This window comes from Marivibrio halodurans, assembly GCF_017963645.1.
Lineage (GTDB): Bacteria > Pseudomonadota > Alphaproteobacteria > UBA8366 > Aestuariispiraceae > Marivibrio > Marivibrio halodurans.
Genome location: NZ_JAGMWN010000005.1, coordinates 131453 through 153286 on the forward strand (window position 1 = coordinate 131453; position 21834 = coordinate 153286).

General features: G+C 68.0%; 19 protein-coding genes and 1 other RNA gene. 17 read left to right on the plus strand and 3 right to left on the minus strand.

Annotation, left to right across the window (positions count from 1 at the left end; all coding sequences use genetic code 11):
• Positions 1–32: 32 nt before the first annotated feature.
• The gene (gene epmA, locus KAJ83_RS11890; RefSeq protein WP_210682296.1) at positions 33–1178 is read right to left on the minus strand and encodes an EF-P lysine aminoacylase EpmA; all 1146 of its coding nucleotides are present in this window, start codon (positions 1176–1178) and stop codon (positions 33–35) included.
• Between the two features lie 162 nt (positions 1179–1340).
• On the opposite strand from epmA, the gene efp reads away from it, so the two are divergent.
• The 9 genes from efp (at position 1341) to KAJ83_RS11935 (ending at position 11345) form a co-directional block, all read left to right on the plus strand.
• Complete coding sequence (gene efp / locus KAJ83_RS11895) at positions 1341–1907, plus strand: elongation factor P (RefSeq protein WP_210682297.1); 567 nt, start codon at positions 1341–1343, stop codon at positions 1905–1907.
• A gap of 82 nt (positions 1908–1989) precedes the next feature.
• Entirely contained in the window at positions 1990–2793 is an 804-nt protein-coding gene (locus tag KAJ83_RS11900; RefSeq protein ID WP_210682298.1) for an inositol monophosphatase family protein, read from the plus strand.
• A gap of 359 nt (positions 2794–3152) precedes the next feature.
• Positions 3153–4637, plus strand: a complete 1485-nt coding sequence (locus KAJ83_RS19660) for an OmpA family protein (protein WP_210682299.1) — start codon at positions 3153–3155, stop codon at positions 4635–4637.
• A 90-nt stretch (positions 4638–4727) separates the two neighbouring features.
• Positions 4728–5924, plus strand: coding sequence for a flagellar motor protein MotA (locus KAJ83_RS11910; protein ID WP_210682300.1), 1197 nt, complete (start codon positions 4728–4730; stop codon positions 5922–5924).
• A 32-nt stretch (positions 5925–5956) separates the two neighbouring features.
• Complete coding sequence (locus KAJ83_RS11915) at positions 5957–7147, plus strand: peptidoglycan -binding protein (protein WP_210682301.1); 1191 nt, start codon at positions 5957–5959, stop codon at positions 7145–7147.
• A 16-nt stretch (positions 7148–7163) separates the two neighbouring features.
• Positions 7164–7610: a GFA family protein gene (locus tag KAJ83_RS11920; protein WP_210682302.1), complete on the plus strand. Its 447-nt coding sequence runs from the start codon at positions 7164–7166 to the stop codon at positions 7608–7610.
• A gap of 198 nt (positions 7611–7808) precedes the next feature.
• The gene (locus tag KAJ83_RS11925) at positions 7809–8498 is read left to right on the plus strand and encodes a vWA domain-containing protein (RefSeq protein ID WP_210682303.1); all 690 of its coding nucleotides are present in this window, start codon (positions 7809–7811) and stop codon (positions 8496–8498) included.
• Positions 8499–8508: 10 nt separating this feature from the next.
• Positions 8509–9294 carry a PP2C family serine/threonine-protein phosphatase gene (locus KAJ83_RS11930; RefSeq protein WP_210682304.1) on the plus strand — a complete coding sequence of 262 codons (786 nt, stop codon included), beginning with the start codon at positions 8509–8511 and terminating at the stop codon, positions 9292–9294.
• Complete coding sequence (locus KAJ83_RS11935; RefSeq protein WP_210682305.1) at positions 9270–11345, plus strand: helix-hairpin-helix domain-containing protein; 2076 nt, start codon at positions 9270–9272, stop codon at positions 11343–11345. Before KAJ83_RS11930 ends, KAJ83_RS11935 begins: the two co-directional genes overlap by 25 nt.
• A 24-nt stretch (positions 11346–11369) precedes the next feature.
• Here the strand turns inward: KAJ83_RS11935 and KAJ83_RS11940 are convergent, their stop codons facing one another.
• A complete protein-coding gene (locus KAJ83_RS11940; protein ID WP_210682306.1) occupies positions 11370–12500 on the minus strand; it encodes a GlxA family transcriptional regulator in 1131 nt (376 codons plus the stop codon).
• 99 nt (positions 12501–12599) lie between these two features.
• Between KAJ83_RS11940 and rnpB the strand changes: the two genes are divergently transcribed.
• An RNA gene (rnpB, locus tag KAJ83_RS11945) (RNase P RNA component class A) lies at positions 12600–13066 on the plus strand.
• 59 nt (positions 13067–13125) lie between these two features.
• Here the strand turns inward: rnpB and KAJ83_RS11950 are convergent.
• The gene (locus KAJ83_RS11950; RefSeq protein ID WP_210682307.1) at positions 13126–14148 is read right to left on the minus strand and encodes a patatin-like phospholipase family protein; all 1023 of its coding nucleotides are present in this window, start codon (positions 14146–14148) and stop codon (positions 13126–13128) included.
• Between the two features lie 510 nt (positions 14149–14658).
• Here KAJ83_RS11950 and KAJ83_RS11955 point away from each other — a divergent pair.
• Genes KAJ83_RS11955 through mraY form a run of 7 tightly spaced genes read left to right on the plus strand, consistent with a single transcriptional unit; the run spans position 14659 to position 21815 of the window.
• Positions 14659–15135: a division/cell wall cluster transcriptional repressor MraZ gene (locus KAJ83_RS11955; RefSeq protein ID WP_210682308.1), complete on the plus strand. Its 477-nt coding sequence runs from the start codon at positions 14659–14661 to the stop codon at positions 15133–15135.
• A 4-nt stretch (positions 15136–15139) separates the two neighbouring features.
• Positions 15140–16135 carry a 16S rRNA (cytosine(1402)-N(4))-methyltransferase RsmH gene (rsmH, locus tag KAJ83_RS11960; RefSeq protein ID WP_246484470.1) on the plus strand — a complete coding sequence of 332 codons (996 nt, stop codon included), beginning with the start codon at positions 15140–15142 and terminating at the stop codon, positions 16133–16135.
• A complete protein-coding gene (gene ftsL / locus KAJ83_RS11965) occupies positions 16132–16539 on the plus strand; it encodes a cell division protein FtsL (RefSeq protein ID WP_210682309.1) in 408 nt (135 codons plus the stop codon). The genes rsmH and ftsL overlap by 4 nt, the downstream gene beginning before the upstream one ends.
• Positions 16540–16542: 3 nt before the next feature.
• Positions 16543–18438, plus strand: coding sequence for a peptidoglycan D,D-transpeptidase FtsI family protein (locus KAJ83_RS11970; RefSeq protein WP_246484471.1), 1896 nt, complete (start codon positions 16543–16545; stop codon positions 18436–18438).
• 46 nt (positions 18439–18484) lie between these two features.
• Positions 18485–19969: a UDP-N-acetylmuramoyl-L-alanyl-D-glutamate--2,6-diaminopimelate ligase gene (locus KAJ83_RS11975; protein WP_246484472.1), complete on the plus strand. Its 1485-nt coding sequence runs from the start codon at positions 18485–18487 to the stop codon at positions 19967–19969.
• The gene (locus tag KAJ83_RS11980; protein ID WP_210682310.1) at positions 19966–20712 is read left to right on the plus strand and encodes a UDP-N-acetylmuramoyl-tripeptide--D-alanyl-D-alanine ligase; all 747 of its coding nucleotides are present in this window, start codon (positions 19966–19968) and stop codon (positions 20710–20712) included. The genes KAJ83_RS11975 and KAJ83_RS11980 overlap by 4 nt, the downstream gene beginning before the upstream one ends.
• Positions 20713–20729: 17 nt before the next feature.
• Positions 20730–21815 carry a phospho-N-acetylmuramoyl-pentapeptide-transferase gene (mraY, locus tag KAJ83_RS11985; RefSeq protein ID WP_210682311.1) on the plus strand — a complete coding sequence of 362 codons (1086 nt, stop codon included), beginning with the start codon at positions 20730–20732 and terminating at the stop codon, positions 21813–21815.
• Positions 21816–21834 lie beyond the last annotated feature (19 nt).

Genomic DNA, 21834 nt, shown 5'->3' on the forward strand with positions numbered 1-21834 from the left:
TTCGGGCAGCAGTGTCGGCTTTCGCGCGCCCTTCAAGCCTGCTCCACCCACGCCCACAGCACGTCACGGATATCCGCCGCCCCCGTCGCCAACATGACGAGGCGATCGAAGCCCAGCGCGATGCCGGCCGCGTTCGGCGGCATGGCGTCGACCGCCGCCAGGAAGCCCTCGTCGATGGGAACCCGCGCGCCCTCGCCGTAAAGCCGGGCGCGGAGGTCCTGGTCGGCCTCGAACCGGCGGCGCAGCGCGGCCGCGTCGGCCAGTTCCCCGAAGGCGTTGGCGAGTTCCAGGCCCGCGACATAAAGCTCGAACCGCTCCGCCAACGACGGGTCATCCGGCTTCGGACGGGACAGCGCCGCCATGGCGATCGGATAATCCGTCAGCACCGTCGGCGCGGGATGGCCTAGATGCGGCTCGATCCGCTCGTCGAAGACACGGAAGAAGATATCCTCCCACCGGTCTCCCTCTGCCGTGCGGACGCCGCGCGCGGCGGCGGCCTCGGCCAGCGGTGCCGGGTCCGGGGCCATCGGATCGCCCCGCGTGGCGGCCGCAAGATCGATGCCGGCATAACGCGCGAAGGCCTCCGCCACGCCGATGACCTGCCAGTCGGCGCGCGGATCGCAGGTCACCGCCCCGTGACGCAGCATGCCGGTACCCGATGCCTTTCCGGCCGCCTCGTCGGCCGTTCCTTCGACCGCCTCGACCGCCGCCAGGAGAAGCGCGCGGCAATCCGCGATCAGCGCCTCGACCGGCGCATCGGCGCGGTACCATTCGATCATCCGGAATTCCGGGTGATGGGTGGGGGAACCCTCGGCATTGCGGAAGACGGGGGCGAGTTGCCAGATTCGCGCGAATTCCGGCAGGCCGCTCCCGCCGGCCAGCAGCTTCTTCATCGCGAATTCGGGGCTGGTGTGGAGATAGCGCGGCGTGCCCGTATCGCCGTTCACGGTCCCCGCCGCCGCATGATGGCCCGGGGCGAGCAAGCGGGTCGCGAACACCCCCAGATGCGGCTCCATGCCGGGGCTTATCTGTAACGCCGGCGTCTCGACCTCCGTGAAGCCAAGGCGTGCGAAGGTCGCCCGCGTGGCGTCGAGCACCGCCGCGCGCCCACGAAGATAGGGCGCGCGGCGCACCATCGCCGCGCCGTCCCAGAAATGTCCATGACCGCCACCGCTCATACCGGCGCTCCCGGCTTGTCCGAAGCGGGCCCCGGTGGTAGGACAGCCGCGCTTTCGCGGGGGACGGAATGTCGCCGCGATCCCCTATCGGACATCGCGCCCGGCCGGACGGTCCGGCCCCGGGCGCACCAAATGTCGCCTGAACTATCGAGCGAGTGGATCATGAAGGTCAACGCGATCAATCTGCGTCCCGGCAGTGCCATTGAAATCGACGGCAAGCTTCTAATCGTCACGAAGAACGATATCAACCAGCCCGGCAAGGGCGCGGCGGTCGCCCAGGTCGAGGCCCGCGACGCGCGCACCGGTCTGAAGTCGAACTTCCGCTTCCGCACTCAGGAGCAGGTGGAGACGGCCGAGCTGTTCGATGCCGACTATCAATATCTCTATGAGATGGAAGGCATCTACTACTTCATGAACCAGGAGAATTTCGAGCAACTCGAGGTTCCCGGCGACGTGATCGGCGACCCGAAGGATTTCCTGCAAGCGAACATGACCGTCACGATCTCGACGCATGAGGGCCGGCCGATCTCCACCAGCCTGCCGCAGAAGGTGACGATGGAAGTGACCGAGGCCGATCCGGTGGTGAAGGGCCAAACGCAGTCCTCCTCCTACAAGCCGGCGAAGCTGGAGAACGGCCGCCCGACCCTCGTCCCCCCGCATATCGAGGCCGGCACCCGCATCGTCGTCATGACGGCCGACGGCTCCTATGTGGAGCGTGCGAAGGACTGACGGACCGCTGCCGGGGCCGGGGCCGGGCCGGTCGATACCCGGACCATTCACTTTCCGATCAACAAGGCATCAGGCATTTCCCATGATCGTTCGCTCCGCCACCCTCAATGTCATGACCAAGGCCGTGCAGAAGGCGGGGCGAGCCTTGGTGCGCGACTTCGGCGAGGTCGAGCAGTTGCAGGTCAGCCGCAAGGGACCCGCAGATTTCGTCTCCACCGCCGACCGCAAGGCGGAGAAGATCCTGCGCGAGGAATTGCTCAAGGGGCGGCCGGATTACAGCCTGTTGATGGAGGAAAGCGGTTCGGTGAAGGGCGCCGACCCGGACCGCCGCTTCATCGTCGATCCGCTGGACGGAACGACCAATTTCCTGCACGGCCTTCCGCATTGGGCCGTCTCCGTCGGCTATGAGGAACGCGGCGAACTCCTCGCCGGCGTGGTCTACGACCCCATCAAGGACGAGATGTTCTGGGCCGAACGCGGCAAGGGCGCCTATATGAACGACCGCCGCATCCGCGTTTCCAACCGCCAGCGTCTGTCCGATGCGGTGGTCGCGACCGGCATCCCCCATCTCGGCATCCAGGAAGGCGCGGGCCAGCAGCAGTTCCTGCGCCGCCTGGAAAAGGCGATGGCGAGTTGCGCGGGCCTGCGGCGCTGGGGCACGGCGTCGCTCGACCTCGCCTATGTGGCGGCCGGACGCTACGACGCCTTCTGGGAACGCGGGCTCAGCCCCTGGGATGTCGCGGGCGGTATTGCGATCCTGCGCGAGGCCGGGGGCTTCGCCGTCGATCTCAAGGGCCGGCGCTATGGCTTCGACAGCCCGGACCTGGTCGCGATCAACCAGCATCTTCAGAAGCCGATGCTCGAATTATTGCGCGCGGCGGAGTAGCCTCAGCCCGGCCTCGCGACCCGGTTCGCCGCCCCCTCGCGGCGCTCCCCTCCTCCGAATGACACCCGTATCACCGCGCCCTCCGATACGATTGGTGGTTTCGCGCACCGTTTGACGGTTGAGCGCGTGGCAGTCGGCGGTCTATGGTGTCGATATTCCAGGGGCGTGGGGCCGGGTCCTGATACCGATGCGCGACGCCAGGGATTTGCCAGGGCAAGGGACTGCCAGGCGGCGATGCAGAGAAACAATAGGGCGGACCTTTCGTGACGCACAGATTGACCAAACGGACGCACCCGCTCGCGTCCCCACTCGGCGCGGCCAAAGAGCCATTCAAAGGGGGCTGGGGCGGCTGGCGCGCGGTGTCGTTCTCGGCGGCGTTGTTCGGCGCCGCCAGCCTCCTCGTCCTGTCCTATCCGGCGCTGGCCCAGAAGGCCTATTATCAAGGCCGCGCGGAAAGCGATCAGACGGTGATCGTCGATTTCTCCGTGCTGGACAAATTGGGGGAACCGCCGAACCTCCCCGGCATGCTGCGTCCGGCCGAACCGAGGCAGCCCTCGGACACCGACAGCCCGCGCGCCGCCGTCCCGCGGTCCACGCAACCCGAGACGAACCAATCCGCGTCGGAGCAACCGCCGCGCGCCCTGCCGAAACCGGCGACACCGCGGATCGCCGCGCAACCCACCACGCCGGAACAGGCACGGCCGCAGCCGGCGCGGCCGAAGCCCGCCGTTCCCCAGCCCGCGAGTTCGAGCCCCGCCCCATCACGATCCGAGGCGGAGCCGGCCGAAACCGCGTCGGCCGAATCGGCGACCTCCGGACTTGAACAGCCCCCGTCGGGCGCTCCGCAATCGACACTGAACGTGTCGCCGTCGCAGACGACCGCGCCAAGCGTCGCCGATGAGCCCACGCCCGAGAGCGAACCGGAACGTCCCTCGGCCCCCCCACCGAAGCCCGAGATCGCGGACGAGCCCGCCGCGCCGGAACCCGCCAGTACAGCCGCGCCGGAGCCAATCTCGGAGCCTGAGCCTGAGGCCGCGGCCTCCTCCGAAACGACGCCCTCCCCTGCGCCCGCGCCGGAACCACCGCCAGCGGCCGAGCCGGAGCCGGAGCCGGAGCCCGAGTCGGAGAATGAAGCCGAGCCCGCGAGCACGGCCGAAAGCACCGAGCCGCCGGCCGACATGCCGCAGCCCTCGTCCGATACCGCCTCCGAGACCGACTCCGCGCCGTCGCCCGCGCCGGCCAGTGGAGAAGACGACGACGGCACAGACGGCGGGACGAACGGCGAAAGCACGATGGCGAGCGCCCCGCCGCCCGCCCCGGGCATAGAACCACCTCCGGGCAGCGACACCGACGAGGGGGCGTCGCCCAACTCCGAAGAAGCCGCGCCGGACAGTTCCCCGGACAGCTCCGAGGATTCTTCCACGGCGAACGCGGCGGTCCCGGAGATGGAGGAGCCGGTCGCGGCCCCTTCGCAGAGCGACAGCCAGACCCAGGTCGCGGCGGTCGACCCGTCCGTCGTCGTCGAGCGGCCGGAAGGATTGGCGGTGTTGTTCGAGCCTGGCGCGCAGGACCTGCCCGCCGGCGCGGAAGCGGCGCTCAACGCGATCGCCGATCAAATGAAGGCCGACAGCGATCTGCGGCTGCGATTGCGCGGCTATGCGCTGGCCGACGGGGATACCGCGAATCAGTCGCGCCGGGTTTCCCTGTTCCGCGCGCTCGCGGTTCGCACCTATCTGATGAAGCGCGACGTCAATAGCCGGCGCATGGATGTCCAGGCGCTGGGATCGAACCTGCCGGAGGACGGTGGGGCCGCCAACCGGGTGGACGTCCTGATCCAGCGCTGACGCGAGGCTAGCGCGAGACGCCGCCCGACGACTTGTCGTATCTGGGCCCGCATAGGCTTTTCCGGCCGCGCGGGCGGGAGAGGTAGATCCGTGAGCCGACCCAATGCTTTCCTGATCCGCATGGCCATCTTCGTGTTGCTCGTGGCCATCGGGGTCTTCCTGATCTTCCCGCAACTCGAACAGGCCTTCTTCGCCAACGTCTTCATCAATGGGGTAATCCTCGGGGTCCTGCTGATCGGCATCATCCATGCCTTCCGCACGGTCGCGATGCTGAACCTGGAGGTGAATTGGATCGAGCGATTCAAGCTCGGCCCCAATGGCGGCGTTCCATCGTCGAAGGACGCGCCGCGCCTGATGGCCTCGGCGGCGACATTGCTCTCCAGCCGGTCCAGCCGGACAGGGCAGATGCATATCTCCGCCGGCGCGATGAAGACGATCCTCGACGGCATCGCCACGCGCCTGGACGAGAGCCGGGAGATCGGCCGGTACATGGTGGGGTTGCTGGTCTTCCTCGGCCTGCTCGGCACCTTCTGGGGTCTGCTGGAGACGGTGAAGAGCGTCGGCGGCGTGATCGCCGGCCTTGATCTGACGGGGGAGGAAGCAGCCGGCGCCTTCGGCGAATTGAAGCAGGGCTTGCAAACGCCGCTGGCCGGCATGGGCACGGCTTTCAGTTCCTCCCTCTTCGGTTTGGCGGGCTCCCTTATCTTGGGCTTCCTGACGCTTCAGGCGGGGCAGGCACAGAACCGCTTCTATAACGAGTTGGAGGAATGGCTTTCCAGCCTGACGCGCCTTTCCTCCGGCGCGATCTCTGGAGATGGCGACGGCGAGCAATCGGTCCCGGCCTACATCCAAGCCCTGCTGGAGCAAACGGCCGACAGCCTGGAGAACCTGCAACGCACCATGGCGCGGGCGGAGGAGAACCGGGCCAGCGGCCAAGGCGATATGCGCCAGCTCAACGACCAATTAACGGCCCTGACCGATGCCATGAAGACCGAGCACGACCTGATGCTGCGCCTCGCCGAGGGGCAGATGGAGCTTAAGACCGTGCTGGAGCGTTTGGCCAAGGCGACCGAGCATTCCGGAAGCGCGGACGACGGCCAGACCCGCCAGCATATCCGCAATGTGGACACCCACCTCGCGCGTCTCCTGGAGGAGATGCCGCGCGGGCGGAACGAACTCGTCCAGGAAGTGCGCGGCGAAATCCGGCTCCTGGCCCGGACGCTTGCCGCGATCGCGCAAGGCCGCAAGCCGGAGGCTGGCTCCAGTCTGCGGACGGACGACTACTGACGGGTTCCATTTCCAGGATCGGGGCTTAGGCCATGGCGCTCGCGCGCAGACAACGCAACAATCAGGATATCTGGCCGGGGTTCGTCGACGCGCTGGCGACGCTCCTGATGGTGATCATCTTCCTGTTGATGATCTTCGTCGTCTCGCAACTCTACCTGAACGAGGAACTGATCGGCCGCGACCGGGCGTTGGACCGGCTGAACTCCCGGATCGACGAATTGTCCTCCACGCTCGCGCTGGAGCGCGAGGCGAACGAGGACCTGCGCACCAATATCGAGCGGCTATCCGCCGATCTGCGCGCCTCGCTCGCCAAGCGCGACGCGCTGCAGGCGGAACTCTCCGATCTGCGCAGCGAGAACACCTCGCTTCGCGCCGACGTGGCCGGCGCCCAGGGTGCAGTGGACAAGGTCGCGAAGGAGCTCGAGGACGCCTACAAGGTGATCGAGGCGAGCCAGGAGAAGATCGGCCTGCAATTGCAGGAAATCGCCGCGCTGGAAAACCGGGTCGAATCGCTGCGCGCGCTTGAGGAGGAACTCAAGAACGACCTGGCGCAGAAGGACCTGACCCTCGATGAGGAGCGCGAGAAACTGGTGGAGAGCCAGGCGGAAGTCGCCCTTCTCAACAAGCGGCTCAAGGAACTCAACGCCCAGATCGCCAGCCTGAACGAGGTGCTGGAGGCATCCGAGGCACGCGACGAGGCGGCCCAGGCGCAAATCGCCGATCTGGGCAAGCGGCTCAATGTCGCGCTTGCCTCGAAGGTGCAGGAACTGGCCCGCTATCGTTCCGAATTCTTCGGGCGGCTGCGTGAAATCCTGGGCAATCGCCAGGATATCCAGATCGTCGGCGACCGTTTCGTCTTCCAGTCGGAGGTGCTGTTCGACCAGGGCTCGGCGGAGCTCGGCACGGCGGGCAAGTTCCAGCTCGCCCAGTTCGCCCGGACGCTGACGGAGATTTCGACCGAGATCCCGGACAGCATCGATTGGATTCTCCGCGTCGACGGCCATACGGACAAGGTGCCGATCGCGACGGCGCGCTTCCCCTCCAACTGGGAGCTATCGACCGCACGGGCGATCGAGGTCGTGAAATATCTGATCGAACGGGGCGTGCCCTCCGACCGTCTGGCAGCGACCGGCTTCGGCGACAACCAGCCACTCGACCCGCGCGACACACCGGCGGCCTATCAACGCAACCGCCGCATCGAGATGAAGCTCGACCAACTCTGATGAAGGCGCGACGGCCATGACCTCGGACGCGGAAGGGGCGGCGCCGGCCGTGACGGGGCGGTGCTATTGCGGCACCACCACGATCCGCGCCGCACGCGCGCCGGAGACCGTGGCCTACTGTCATTGCGCCGATTGCCGACGGGTGACGGGCGCGCCGGTCGCTGCCTTCGCCGCCTTCGACGAGGACGGCGTGACCTTCACACCGGACGAGGGACGGCGCGTCACCGTCAATCCGGGCGTGTCGCGCAGCTCCTGCCCGCATTGCGGCTCGCCGCTGGCCGGGCGCTACGACTACCTTCCGGGGAAGATCTATATCGCCATCGGCCTTCTGGATCAGGCGAACGATCTCGCCCCGCGCCTTCATTCGCATGCCGGCGAGCGCCTGTCCTGGCTCCACATCGACGATGGGTTGGAGCGGTTCGGGACCTCGGCCCGCGCCCGGTTGGGCGACGACGGGAAATAGCGGACGCCCCGATCCCGCGACCGAAATACTTCTCAAATACCGATTCCTTGCGAATACCGATTCGCACGCGTAGGATGGCATGGATACTGCATCGATTCGGTGTGGTATTTGAAAGGCGACTGGGGGAGTCCTTGGGGTGAGACAAGGACTCGACCGTATTCGGCCCGGTCGAAACATGCCGACGAGGCGGCGAAGCTGATGACCCTGGCGTTCGGCGACGGCGGCCTGCTGCCGGAGTTCGTCGACAATCCGGAGAATCGTTGTCCGGTGGTCCTGCTGCTGGACACCTCGGCCTCCATGCGCGGGGCGCCGATCGACGAACTGAACGCCGGTGTCGCCTCCTTCCGAAACCAAATCCTGATGGACGACACGGCGAGCCTGCGGGTCGAATTGTCGGTCATCGCCTTCGGCGGCGAGGTTCGACTGGTACGTGACTTCGTCACCATCGACGATCTCTCCACGCCCCGGCTGGAGGCATATGGCAACACGCCGATGGGCGGCGCGCTGGACCTCGGCCTGCGCACGCTGGAAGCGCGCAAGCGCGTCTATCGCCGCGCCGGCGTGCATTATTACCGCCCCTGGCTGTTCCTGATCACCGACGGCGCGCCGACCGACGGCCTGCTCTGGCAGGAAGCGGCGATGCGCGCGCAGGAGGCGGACCTGATGGGGCGCCTTTCCTTCTTCACGGTGGGCGTGGAGGGCGCGGACATGGAAATCCTGGGCGAGATCGCCTCGCCCAACCGCCCGCCGTTGATGTTGCAGGGACTCAAGTTCCGCGATCTCTTCCAGTGGCTTTCCGCCAGCGTGCGGCGCGTCTCCTTGAGCCGTGTCGACGCGCGTCATGTCGCGCTTCCGCCGGTCAATGGCTGGGCGCGGGTCGGCGTGTGAGGGCGGGGGCATGAGCTGGGTCGCCGCTCTCGACTTCGCCCAGGGACGCCATCATCGCGCGGCCGGCGTGCCGTGCCAGGATTTCGGGCGCGTCGTCCATCCGGCGGAGGATGTGCTGCTGGGCGCCATCGCGGACGGGGCGGGCAGCGCCGCGCTCGGCCATCTGGGCGCGCAGGCGGCGGTGGGCGCGGCGATCGCGCTGCTCGGTCCGCGACTCGGTGCGAACCCGGGACTGCGCGGCGATCCGGCGGGCGGCCCCGGTGGGGCGGACGCGCTGTTCGACGGGCTGTTGGAAGCCGCGCGCGCGGCGATCTCGGAAACCGCGCGACACCAGGGCCGGCCTATCGATGCCCTCGCCACCACGCTCACGGTCTTCGCGGCCGGCCCGCTCGGCGTCGCCGTGTTCCAAATCGGTGACGGCTGGATCGTCAGCCGGGGCCCGGAGGGTGATTATGCGCTGGTCGGTCATCCGCAACGGGGCGAATACGCGAACGAAACCGTTTTCGTGACCGGCGCGGATGCCGAGGAGACGCTGGCCATCACCCATATCGCGGAGCCGATCCGCTTTCTGTGCGCGGCGACCGACGGCCTCACCCACGTCTCGATCGCGGCGGCGGACGACCGGCCACACGCTGCGTTCTTCCAACCGCTCGACAGCTTCATCGCCAGCACCGAGGACGCCGCCGACGCCCATCGCGCGATCCGGGGCTTCCTGCGCTCAGAAGGGCTGCGCGCGCGGGTGGAGGACGACGTCACCCTGATGCTGGGCGGGTGGCACCCGCTCGGGCGGGCGTGAACGCGATGGGCCTTACCCGCTACAGCGACGGCGCGCCGGTGACACTGGCCGAACGCATCGCGGACAGCGGCGAGGCCGAGATACGCGCCGTCGCCGGTACGCCCGATATCCTCGCCAAGATCTATCACGGGACCGGCCGGCCCGCCGGTCCGGACAGGGAGCGGGCGGCGAAGCTCGCCGCCCTCATCGCGCGGCCGCCGGCGGACCCATCGCTTGGCGGATTCCACCGGGCCTTCGCCTGGCCGACGGACGTGCTGCGCGACGCGCACGGCCAGGCGGTCGGCCTCCTTATCCCAGCCGTGCCCGGGGCGCGCGGCCTGACGGCGCTGGGCTCGACCAAGCTGCGGCGGCGCAAGGCGGCGGAAATCAACTGGCATTATCTGCATGCGCTGGCCGCCAATCTCTCCTTCGCGGTCGATCATGCCCACGCCCAGGGATTCGTTATCGGCGACCTACAGCCGGACAACGTGCTGGTCGACGACCGGGCGCTGGTGACGCTGATCGATTGCGATTCCTGGCAGATCCCCGATCCGCGCGCGGCGGGGGCACCCCCCTTCCCCTGCCCCGTCGGCACGGAGGGCTTCACCGCCCCGGAACTGATCGGCAAGAACCTGAAGCGCGCGCCGCGCACACCGGCCAGCGACCGTTTCGCGCTCGCCGTGCTGATCTTCCAACTCCTGCTCGGCCGGCATCCCTGGACGGGCGAATGGATCGGCGGCGGCGACCCGCCGACACGGGATAGCCTGATCAAGTCCGGCGACTGGCCCCACCGGCACGGCAGCCGCCTGATCCCGGCCAAGGGTGCCGTGCCGTTGGAGGTACTGGCGCCGAATCTGGCCGCCCTCTTCCGGCGGGCCTTCGCGCGCGGGGTGGACGACCCGGCCGCGCGGCCCACTGGCGGGGAATGGCAAGAGGCGTTGTGCCTCGCGCTCGCCGCGCTGGAAAGCTGTCCCGACCGGCCGCATCACCATTATTTGCCCGAACGGGGAGCCTGCCCCTGGTGCGCGCGTTTGGCGGCGACGGGCAGCGACGCCTTCCCGGAGCCGGCAACGCCGTCCGATCCCTTCTGGCCCCTCGCGCTCGCCTTCGAGCGCGCGCTGGCCCGGGGCGACGCGCGCATGGCGCTCGACCTCTGGCGGGAGAGCCCGGCGCTCGCCGACCGTCCGGCCCTGAGACGCTATCGCGCGAGAATGGCGGAGATCGGGACGGCGCTCGACGCCTTGGACGGCTGGGCGTCGGCCTATCGCCGCGCGCTGGAAGGGGGACGGCCGGATTGGAGCCACTTGGCCCGCCTGTGGGAAAGCGACCCGGCGCTTGCCGACCGGCGCCTGTTCATTGGGGAGGAGATCGCGGGACGCCCCGCGCTCTCCCTTCTGGACGAGGTGCGCGAGCAAGCCTTGCGCATCCCGCTCGCCCCGCCGGAGCGACTGCTGGTCACGCCGCGCGCGGCGATCCGCGCGGCGGAGCTGCGCCGCCACCAGCCCGCCGTCTCGCGGCAGGAAACGTCCAGGCCGGGCACGCCGACCGGCGCCGCGTCCCCGGCGGCCGACCCGGCGGCGGCCCCGACGACCACCCCGGCGGCCGGGGATTCCGCGCCCGCCAGCGGCCCGGCGAACGGTCTGGACATTCCGCCGATGCCCGTTTCGCTGGCCGATCCGGCGCGGCGAAGGGCGAATCCGGCGCGGGCCCATGCCCCGGCACCTCCCCATACCCCGGCGCCGACCCTCGGCTACGAGATCACCGCCGGCTGGGCCGGCCTGCGGCCCGCACAGCTCACACTCCGGCTGGAGAAGCCGGCGCGCCTGCCCAAATTGGCGCTGGTGGAGGCACGGACGGGACGCGTCGTCGCCGCCCTGCCCGCCGGACGCATGGCGGAGCGGACCCTGCGTCTCGATTTCGAGCAACCGGATACGCGGGTTCTGCTGGAACTGCGTGTCGCGGCGCCGGCCGATCGAGACAGCCTGACGATCGCCCACCCGCCGGAGCGCGCGCGCCGCATCGGCGCCCGCCGAGCCGATGGATTCGACCGGCGCCCTCTTCCGGCTTCCTAACGCAAGGGTCGAGAGGCACCCGCGCTATCGACGGGGTTCGGGCTCCGCCTCCGCCATGCGGTCGCGCACCTGGAAACGCATGGCGCGGCGCATCAGGCGGTCCCGGTCGCGGCGCGTGAGACGCCGCGCCTGGCTGGGCGACATATCGAAGGCCCGCCGGAACAGTGTCGCGAAATGGGATTGGCCGTTGAAGCCGCATTCCACCGTGATATCCAGGATCGGCCGGTCCGTCGTCAGCACCAGCCACAGCCCGTGATCGAGCCGCAGCCGACGGGAAAAATCGCCGAAACTCATATCGAGTTCCTCCCGGAACCCGCGTTCGAGTTGCCGGCGGGAAATATGGACGGTACGCGCCAGATCATCGATCGACGGCGGGTCGGAGAGATTCTGCTCAAGGATCGAGATGGCGCGCGCCACCCTGGGATTCTTCGTGCGCAGGCCCGCCGGAGGCTGCGGCTGCGGCGCGCCGTCGGCCCGCACCCCGTCGACCATCATGATACTGAGCGCCTTATGCGCCCAATCGCGGCCGACATGCTTCTCGATCAGGCGCGCCGCCAACCGGGCGGAGCCGACGCCGCCCGCGCAGGTGATCCGATTGCCGTCGATGACATAAAGCTGACTGGCATCCGGGGTCACGCTGTCGCTGGCTTCCAGCAACTCGTGATAATGCAGCCAACTGACGCAGCAACGCCGCCCTTGCATCAATCCCGCGCGGATCATCGTGAACACGGCGGTGCAAAGTCCGATCAGCGGCACGCCGGCGGCATCCGCGCGCTTCAGATAGGCGGCCACGGCCGCGTCGGCGGTCATGTCGTGCTCCAACAGGCCACCGACCGCCAGGATATAGTCGAACGCCGCCGGGTCACGGAAGGCGGACTGCACGCTTACCTCCACGCCGCAACTGGCGGGAACGCTCTGGCCCGTCTCGCTCATCACGGTCCAGGCACACTGAATCGGGCGGGATCGGTCGCGCTCGTCGGCGGCGAGCCTGAGCGCGTCGACGAAGGACGCGAAGGCATTCAACGTGAAACGCGGCAACAGCACGATGCCCACGTTCAACGCCGCGCGGCCGCCACGCGGTTCGCGCACGCCGAGTCCGCCGAGCCCCGTCGTGACCCGTGGGGTATCCGTGCCCTGAAACGGCGTTATCCTCATGAAACTCTCCGAAATCGCTTGGCCGCGCGATCATAACCCAGAATACCGGCATGTGCGCGATTGCGTTCGACCCGCCGCCGGCCTACATAGCCGGTCGGGTCAGACGGTCGGATGGCCGCGGCGCCATATGCGGGGAAACCCGAGGTGCCGAGGAAAGTCCGGGCTCCACGGGAACACGGTGCCGGATAACGTCCGGCGGGGGCGACCTCCGGGAAAGTGCCACAGAGAGCAGACCGCCCGCCCCGGGGCTCCACGGAAACCGACGCGCACCGCGCGGATCAGGTCCGGGGGCGCCAACCCGGGGCGCGGCAAGGGTGAAAGGGTGCGGTAAGAGCGCACCGCGGCCCCGGCGACGGGGACGGCATGGCAAACCCCACCGGGAGCAAGACCGAATAGGGACGGCAGGGCCGGACCGCCACGGCGGACCGGAGATGCCCAAGGCGCGTTCCCGCGCCCCGTCCGGGTAGGTCGCGCGAGGCGTCCGGCGACGGACGTCCCAGACGAATGGCCATCCAGCGCCCTTCATCGGGCGTGGACAGAACCCGGCTTACAGACCGTCTGACCCGATTTCCTACCCGGCCATGGCGCGCCGCCCCCTACCGGCGGGCATGCCGCCGGAATCGGCCTACATGAATTTTTCCTCGATATCGGTCGTGGACTCCCGGCCGATCGCGTCGAAATGCGCCTCGATGAAACGCGCCCCCTTCTCCCGCCCCATCGCGAACAGCCCATCGATGTAATCCTTGTCGAGATTAGCCTGGCTGGACGCGCCGAGGGTACCCATACGCTCCTCCGCGTCGATCGTGTGGACGAAGGCTTCACGCAAGCGGCCGCCGTCGTCGTTCCCCCGCTGGATCATGTCCGAGACGAACTTGACCACGCGCATTTCCCGCATCAGCGAGGAATTGAAGCTGAGCCCCGTGATCCGGTCGAAGATCGCGGAAGCGTCGGTGGGCAGTTCCGGCAGATTGATCGGCGTCACCTGAACAACCAACAGATCGCGGCATTCGCAATTATAGAGGATGGGGAAAAGCGGCGGGTTCCCCATATAGCCGCCGTCCCAATAATAATTGCCGTCGATTTCGACCGCCTGGAACATGAAGGGCAGGCAGGCGGAGGCCGCGACCGCCTTCGCCGACAGGTCCGCGCCCTCGAAGACCTTGGCGCGCCCGTTCATTACATTGGTGGCGCAGAGATAGAGGCGGGGGCCGGCGGACGTATCACGCAATATGTCGAAATCGATCATGTTCTCCACCAGCTTCTCCAACGGATTGAAGCCGGTCGGGTTCAACTGATAGGGCGACGCCACGCGCGACAGGGCGTCCAGCATCTGGAACATCGGGGAATAGGTCAGGTTGCCGTCACCGAACATCCGATCCATCGGCGAGGGCCAGGGCGCGTGCGCGCCCATCCGCATGTTGCGCCGCCAATAGTCGGCAAGGCAGGCGCGCCCGCCCTCCGCGCCGCCGGTGCGCAGTCCATAGGCGAGCGCGACCGCATTCATCGCCCCGGCGCTGGTGCCGACGATCCCTTCGTAATCGAAGCAATCTTCCTCGAGCAGACGATCCAGCACCCCCCAGGTGAAGGCGCCATGCGAGCCGCCGCCCTGCAACGCGAGATTCAGCGGCTTTCTATCGCGTGTTCCCATGACCGCCACGGTATGAAGCCGGCGCTTCCTTGTCACGCACGAAGACATGGTCACGCGCGCAGACATGCCGATACCGCTCCATCTCCCGGCGGGAAAATTGTTCTTTTCTTGTTCCTGTTAAATTAAAGAGAACATATCAAGATCAATTAAAATACTCAGCCCCCCAACATGCTCGGGATTTTTTTGGGAAAGCATGGCCGGACCAGGACCGGAAGGCCCTGCACACCGCTTCACTACTTCGCGCACCCGCGGAAAGACTGGGGTTTCGTCTTCCCATTACCTGCTTTCGCGTTGACTGATAGCTTATTCCCATGATATCCCATGAATGCCCATGAAAAAGATCGCGGACGAACGTCCGTTCCGTCGAGGGGCAGCGACGGAGCGGAACCGCGGCGGAACGCGCCTCGACAGGCGAAAATTCTTGGGCCATGCGCCGGCCGACGGGCCGGGATGCATGCGGGCGAAACGCCGCGCGACCGGCGCGGCAACGGGATCGGACCCCTAAGGGCGATGGCGCTGTTCACCGGCACCTTCGAGAACAAGGTCGACAAGAAGGGACGCGTGTCCCTTCCGGCCGACTTCCGTGCCGAACTGCCCGATGACGGGCGGCGCGTCGTCTATGTCTATCCCTCGCCCCGCGACGATGCCCTGGAGGCCTGCGACAAGACCTTCATGCAGCGCATCGTCGATTCCATCGAGGACGCCCCCCTCTATTCCGACGAGGAAGACGATCTCGGCGCCAGCATCGTGGCCAATGCCCGAAAGGCCCAGCTGGACGAAACCGGGCGCCTGGTCCTGCCCTCGGACTTCGCCCATTTGGCCGGAATCGACGGCACCGCCACCTTCGTCGGCCGCGGATCGCGCTTCCAGATTTGGTCGCCCGAGCGTTTCGCGGAACATTCGAGCCGCGCGCGACAGCGCGTGAAGGGCCGCACCCTGCCCCTGCGACCCAAACCCGGCGCCCCATCCGGAAACAGGGAGGGCTGATCCGATGCGCGGACCCATGCCCTCCACCGCCCGGACCGAAGCGGCCGGCGCCGTCCACCTCCCCGTCATGCTGGAGGAGGTGATCGCCCGCCTCGCGCCCGCCGATGGGGAAGTGCATCTGGACGGCACCTTCGGGGCGGGCGGCTATGCTCGCGCGATCCTCGGCGCCGCCGATTGCCGCCTCCTCGCCATCGACCGGGACCCGGCGGCCATCGCCCGTGGCCGCGACTTGGTGGCGGCCAGCGCGGGGCGCCTCACCCTGCTGGCCGGGCGCTTCGCGGAGATGGAAGCCTTGCTGGCGGAAGTCGGGGTGACCCGGCTCGACGGCGTGGTGCTCGATCTCGGCGTCTCCTCGCCCCAGATCGACGACGCGGATCGCGGCTTCTCCTTCCGGTTCGACGGGCCGCTCGACATGCGCATGTCGATGGAGGGGCCGACCGCCGCCGACGTCGTCAACGGCTGGGAGGAAACCGACCTCACCCGGATCATCAGGGAATATGGCGAGGAACGCTTCGCCCGACGCATCGCCAGAGCCATCGTCGCGGAACGCGCGGACGCACCGATCGAGACGACGGCGCGCCTCGCCGCCATCGTGCGTGGCGTCGTGCCGAAATCGAAGGACGGCATCGACCCCGCGACCCGGACCTTCCAGGCCCTGCGGTTGGAGGTGAATGACGAGCTCGGCGAACTCGACCGCGCGTTGCTGGCGGCCGAACGATTGCTGGCGCCGGGCGGACGGCTCGTCGTCGTTTCCTTCCACAGCCTGGAGGATCGCCGGGTCAAGACCTTCCTCAAGGCGCGCAGCGGGCGCGGCGGCGGCGGAAGCCGCCACATGCCGCAGCATCCGGACGCGACCCGCGCGCCTTCCTTCCGACTTGAGAGCGGTGGCGTGGAGAAACCCGGCGAGGCCGAATGCCGCCGCAATCCACGTGCGCGCTCGGCCCGGCTCCGCCATGCGGTCCGCACCGACGCGCCGGTATGGGCGGGGGGTACGCGATGAGGACCTTCATCATTTTCACTTGGGTGATGCTGCTGGGCGCGACCGGCTACACGCTTTTCCACATCACCTTCGAGGTCGAGGCGCTGGAGAGCGAACTCGCGCGCCTCAACAAGCAGATCGTCGAGGAACAGGAGGCCGTCCACGTGCTGGAAGCCGAATGGTCCTATCTCAACCGGCCTGAACGGATCGAGCAGTTGAGCGAGACGTTCCTGCCGATGCTGGGGCGGGTGAATCCGACCCAGGTCCTGCGTCTCGAGGATCTGCCCAAGCGCCGGTCGACCGACGACGGCCGTCCGGCCCTCGGCCCGGCCCTCGGATCGAACGAGCCGGCCCCAGGAGCAGAAGCGCTCCCGGCCAGCATCACATCCGACAACCGTCTCACAACCTCAGAAGGGGGGACATGAGAGATGTTCGGTTCATTCAGGACTTCGCGCGACGCCGCGCCCGGCCATAGGCGGGAGCCGCGGCTGGATGGTCATTTCGCCGACGACGGTCGAACCGCCCGCCGGCACGCCGCACGGCGGGCCGGTTCCGAACGCGGGGAAACCGAGGAGATGCGGCGCGAGGCACCACCGAGCAGCGGCCCGACGCGCGCCGACGGCGTCTTCCGTCAGGCGATCGAGACCGGACGCACGCGCCTTCTGATCACGGGCGCGGTGATGGCGCTCGCCTTCGTCGCGGTCAGCGGCCGGCTGGTCGATGTCGCCGCGATCGCCGATCCGCACGAGCCGCGCCAACTGACGGCCGTGCGCGCGCAGGAAGTCGAGACCGAGCGCGCGGCGATCGTTGATCGCAACGGCGTCCTGCTGGCGACCAGCCTAGGCACCGTGTCGCTCAGCGCCAATCCGCACAAGCTGCTCGACCCTGTCGAAGCGGCACAGAAGATCGCCACGGTCCTGCCGGAACTCGACCCGGAGAGGTTGGCCAGCCGCCTCTCCAAGGAAACGGGCTTCGTGTGGATTCACCGCAATCTGACGCCACGCCAACAGGAGCGGGTCAACCGCCTCGGCATCCCGGGTGTGGAGTTTCACAAGCGCGAATCCCGCGTCTATCCGCAAGGCCGGCTGTTGAGCCACGTGCTCGGCTATACCGATGTCGACAACAAGGGCATCTCCGGCCTGGAGAAGAGCTTCGACGAGCGTCTGCGCGCGCGCGACGAGCCGCTGCGCCTCTCGATCGACGTGCGCATGCAGCATGTCCTGCACGAGGAACTTCAAGGCGCGATCGACCAGTTTTCCGCGATCGGGGGCGCGGGCGTGGTGCTCGACGTCAAGACGGGCGAAGTCGCCGCCCTGGTCTCGCTGCCCGACTTCGACCCCAACCATCCGACCGCGGACCCGCAGGAGACGCGCTTCAACCGCGCGACGCTGGGCGTCTACGAACTCGGCTCCACCTTCAAGATCTTCAATACCGCCATGGCGCTCGACGCCGGCACGGTCTCGATGGCCGGCGGCTACGACGCCAGCAAGCCGCTGCGCGTCGCCAATTACACGATCAACGATTTCCACGCGGAGAACCGTTGGCTCTCCGTGCCGGAAATCTTCATCCACTCCTCCAATATCGGGTCGGCCAAGATGGCTCTGGAGGTGGGGCCGGCGGGACAGAAGGCCTTCATGCAGCGCATGGGCTTCCTCGACCGCCTCGATCTGGAGGTTGGGGAGACCGGAACGCCGCAATATCCGGACATTTGGCGTCCCATCAACACGATGACCATCAGCTTCGGCCACGGTCTGTCGGTGACGCCCCTGCATCTGGCAAGCGGCGTCGCGAGCATGCTGAACGGCGGCACGCGCGTCTCGCCCACGTTGCTCAAGCGCGACGCGGCGCCGGTGGGCGCGCGGGTGGTCTCTCCCGACGTCAGCACCGCCGTGCGCAAGCTGATGCGCCTCAACACGATCGACCCGGAAGGCTCCGGCGGCAACGCGAACGTCCCGGGCTATGTCGTCGGCGGCAAGACCGGCACGGCCGAGAAGATCGGTGCCAGCGGCACCTATGCCCGCAAGGCGCTGATCTCCAGCTTCGTCGCCGCCTTTCCGATGACCGACCCGCGCTACGTGGTCTATGCCGTGCTCGACGAACCCAAGGGCACGAAGGAGACCCTCAACTACGCCACCGGCGGATGGGTCGCCGCCCCGATGGTCGGGCGCGTGATCGAACGGATCGCGCCGATCGCCGGCATCACGCCGGTCGATCCGCAGGACCCCTCGGTTCGCCTCGCGCTCGCCATCCAACCGCCGATGCAGGAACAAAAGCACCTGGCAAGTTTCGAAACCCGGATGGCATCCGCCATCCAGACCGACTGACGACGTGTAAGGAACCGACGGCCGGCGACCGGCCCCGATAGAGGTCATGCGCGAAAAGGACCGAGAGAAGGCGATGAACGGCGACGGCGCCCTGCCCCACCTGCCCCTGACCGGCCTGACGGCGGACAGCCGCCGGGTGCGTCCCGGCTATCTGTTCGCCGCGATCCCGGGGACCAAGGTGGATGGCGCGCGCTTCGCCCGCGATGCCGTCGCGGCCGGCGCGATCGCCGTGCTGGCCCCGCCGGGCGCGCTCGACGGGCTCGACCTCGGCCCCGAGGTGACGATCGTCACCGACAGCAACCCGCGCCGCCGGCTGGCCAAGATGGCCGCGCGCTTCTACAGCCCGCAGCCGAAGCTCTGCGTCGGGGTGACGGGCACCAACGGCAAGACGTCGGTCGCCAGCTTCACGCGCCAACTCTGGGCCGCGCTCGGCAATCCGGCGGCCAGCATCGGCACGCTCGGCATTCAGGGGCCCGGCTATCCGGGCGGAGCGGGCCTGACGACGCCCGATCCGGTCGATCTGCATCGCGAGATGCGCGACCTCGCCCGTGCGCGGATCGACCATGTGGCGATGGAGGCCTCCTCCCACGGGCTCGACCAATACAGGCTGGACGGTGTCGGCTTCGCGGCCGCGGCCTTCACCAATCTCAGCCGCGACCACCTGGACTATCACGCCAGCATGGAAGCCTATCGCGCGGCCAAGTTCCGGCTTTTCGAGGAACTCCTTCCACGCGGAGGCGCGGCGGTCGTCAATGCCCGCGCGCGGGAGTTCGAGGCGCTCAGCAACATCGCGCACGAGCGCGGCTTGGAGCTTCACAGTTACGGGCTGGAACACGGCCGCATCCGTTGCCTTTCGATCGAACCGCGCGGCGGCGGCTTCGACCTCGCGCTCGACGTGATGGGGGACCGTTTCCGGGTCGATTTTCCCCTGCCCGGCCGCTTCCAGATCGAGAACGCGCTGGCCGCCCTCGGCCTCGTGCTCGCGACCGGCTCCGCCGTGCGGGTGGCGGTGCCCTTGCTGGCCCGGCTCGAAGGCGTGCGGGGACGGCTGGAACCGGCGGGCCGGCGGACCAATAGCGCGCGTGTCTATGTCGATTACGCGCATACCCCCGATGCGCTGGAAACCGTTCTGAAGACCCTGCGCCCGCATGTCGCCGGGCGCTTGCATGTCGTCTTCGGCTGCGGCGGCGACCGGGACCGGGGCAAGCGTCCGATGATGGGCGCCGTCGCGGCCGATCATGCCGATGTCGCGATCGTCACCGACGACAACCCCCGGACCGAGGACGCGGCCGCGATCCGCGCGGAAATCCTGCCGTCCTGCCCCGATGCGATCGAGATCGGCGAGCGCGCCGAGGCGATCGAACGCGCGATCGCGGGCCTCGCCGCGGGCGATGTTCTGCTGGTCGCCGGCAAGGGGCACGAGCAGGGTCAGACGGTCGGCACCACGGTCCACCCCTTCGACGATGTGGAGGCGGTTCGAAAAAGCCTCGCCCGCCTCGACGGCGCCCCGAACGAAGGAGACACGCGATGAGCGACCGGCTGCGTGGCGCCCCGGAAGGCACCACCAAGACCAGCCATCCGATCGGCGCCTATGCAAAATGGGTCGAGGAGATCGCGCGCCTGCGCGCGGCCTTCGGCGCGCCGGTCATCGCGTTGACCGGGGATCGCGGCGGGATCACCGCATCGGCCCTGCGCACGGCGTTGGGCGGGATCGAGCGGACCGGCCTGATCGATTGGCGCGACGGCGCGCCCCGGCAATTGCGCGACGGGTTGATGGATCCGCCGGCGGCCGCGACGGCATTGATCGTTGTCGTCGACCCCGCTGTCGTGAAGCGGGCTGGCGCGGCCGCTCGCGCCCTCGCCCCCGACGTCATGCTGTACGCCGGGGGAATCGACCCCGCTATCTGCTTCGAGACGATGGAGCGGCTGGGCAGTCCGGAGGCCGTTGTCCTCGATCGCGACGACCCGCGTCATGGGCAATGCCTGGACACGCTCCGCACCTTGCCGCGCCTGCGGTGTGTCGATTACGGCCGTCATGCGGGGGCCGATGTGCGGCTGATCGACTGTCAACTCTATACCAGTTGCTCGTCCGCCAGCGTGCGGATCGGACGCGACGTCTTCGACCTTTGCATGGGCGCGCCGGGGCTTGCCTTTATCGACGCCGCGCTGGCCACGCTCGCGACCGTCCGGGTACTCGGCGGCGACGTGACGGGCGCGGCGTCGCGCTTCGCGGCGGGACCGGATGCGCACCAAACGGCGACGACCGGAAACTGAGGGGAAATCCGACCACCATGCTTTATCTCCTCCTCTCGCCGTTGGCGGACGAATTCCAGGCCTTCAACCTGTTCCGCTATCTGACCTTCCGGACGGGCGGCGCGATCATGACGGCGCTGTTCCTGGCCTTCGTGCTGGGGCCGCCGGTGATCCGCTGGCTGCGCGCCAAGCAACGCGGCGCCAGCAATGTACGCGAGGACACGCCCGAGGGGCATCTGAAGAAGGCCGGCACGCCAACCATGGGCGGCGTGCTGATCCTGCTCGCACTGTCGCTCTCCATCCTGCTCTGGGCCGATCTTTCGCAGCATTATGTCTGGGTCGTCCTTCTGGTGACGGTCGGGTTCGGAGCGATCGGCTTCGGCGACGATTTCCTGAAGCTGACCAAGCGCAATTCGAAGGGCCTGCCCGGCAAGCTGAAGCTGCTGTTCCAGTTCCTGATCGGTGGCGCGGCCGCCCTGTGGTTCGTCACCACCACGCCGGAACCGCTGGCCAGCGGTTTGGCGGTGCCGTTCTTCAAGGACCTGCTGATCAATCTGTCCTGGTTCTTCGTCCCCTTCGCCCTTCTGGTGATCGTCGGGGCGTCGAACGCGGTCAATCTGACCGACGGGCTCGACGGGCTGGCCATCGTGCCGGTGATGATCGCGGCCGGTTGCTTCGGCTTCATCGCCTATCTGGTCGGCAACACGGTCTATGCAAATTACCTGCAAATCCACTATGTCGCCGGGGCGGGTGAACTCGCGGTGTTCTGCGGCGCGATCCTCGGGGCGGGCCTTGGCTTTCTCTGGTACAACGCCCCGCCCGCCATGGTCTTCATGGGGGATACGGGCTCGCTGTCGCTCGGCGGCGCGCTCGGCACCATGTCGGTCGTCACCAAGCACGAGATCGTCCTGGCCATCATCGGCGGGCTGTTTGTGCTGGAGACCATCTCGGTCATCGTCCAGGTCTTCTCCTTCAAGCTGACCGGCAAGCGCGTCTTCGCCATGGCGCCGCTGCATCATCATTTCGAGAAGAAGGGCTGGCACGAGCCCACCATCGTCATCCGATTCTGGATCATCGCCACGGTGCTGGCGCTGATCGGTCTCGCCACCTTGAAACTGCGCTGAGGGAATAGGCAAAGCCACC

What these genes read in the sequence shown, in the direction of transcription:
- KAJ83_RS11930 (WP_210682304.1), top strand. Translation starts at nt 8,509, where the DNA reads ATGAGCTGGGTCGCCGCTCTCGACTTCGCCCAGGGACGCCATCATCGC.
- ftsL (WP_210682309.1), top strand. Translation starts at nt 16,132, where the DNA reads ATGAGGACCTTCATCATTTTCACTTGGGTGATGCTGCTGGGCGCGACC.
- efp (WP_210682297.1), top strand. Translation starts at nt 1,341, where the DNA reads ATGAAGGTCAACGCGATCAATCTGCGTCCCGGCAGTGCCATTGAAATC.
- KAJ83_RS11925 (WP_210682303.1), top strand. Translation starts at nt 7,809, where the DNA reads ATGACCCTGGCGTTCGGCGACGGCGGCCTGCTGCCGGAGTTCGTCGAC.
- KAJ83_RS11920 (WP_210682302.1), top strand. Translation starts at nt 7,164, where the DNA reads ATGACCTCGGACGCGGAAGGGGCGGCGCCGGCCGTGACGGGGCGGTGC.
- KAJ83_RS11970 (WP_246484471.1), top strand. Translation starts at nt 16,543, where the DNA reads ATGTTCGGTTCATTCAGGACTTCGCGCGACGCCGCGCCCGGCCATAGG.
- rsmH (WP_246484470.1), top strand. Translation starts at nt 15,140, where the DNA reads ATGCGCGGACCCATGCCCTCCACCGCCCGGACCGAAGCGGCCGGCGCC.
- epmA (WP_210682296.1), bottom strand. Translation starts at nt 1,178, where the DNA reads ATGAGCGGTGGCGGTCATGGACATTTCTGGGACGGCGCGGCGATGGTG.
- KAJ83_RS11975 (WP_246484472.1), top strand. Translation starts at nt 18,485, where the DNA reads ATGCGCGAAAAGGACCGAGAGAAGGCGATGAACGGCGACGGCGCCCTG.
- mraY (WP_210682311.1), top strand. Translation starts at nt 20,730, where the DNA reads ATGCTTTATCTCCTCCTCTCGCCGTTGGCGGACGAATTCCAGGCCTTC.
- KAJ83_RS11940 (WP_210682306.1), bottom strand. Translation starts at nt 12,500, where the DNA reads ATGAGGATAACGCCGTTTCAGGGCACGGATACCCCACGGGTCACGACG.
- KAJ83_RS11980 (WP_210682310.1), top strand. Translation starts at nt 19,966, where the DNA reads ATGAGCGACCGGCTGCGTGGCGCCCCGGAAGGCACCACCAAGACCAGC.
- KAJ83_RS11915 (WP_210682301.1), top strand. Translation starts at nt 5,957, where the DNA reads ATGGCGCTCGCGCGCAGACAACGCAACAATCAGGATATCTGGCCGGGG.
- KAJ83_RS11955 (WP_210682308.1), top strand. Translation starts at nt 14,659, where the DNA reads ATGGCGCTGTTCACCGGCACCTTCGAGAACAAGGTCGACAAGAAGGGA.
- KAJ83_RS11900 (WP_210682298.1), top strand. Translation starts at nt 1,990, where the DNA reads ATGATCGTTCGCTCCGCCACCCTCAATGTCATGACCAAGGCCGTGCAG.
- KAJ83_RS11950 (WP_210682307.1), bottom strand. Translation starts at nt 14,148, where the DNA reads ATGGGAACACGCGATAGAAAGCCGCTGAATCTCGCGTTGCAGGGCGGC.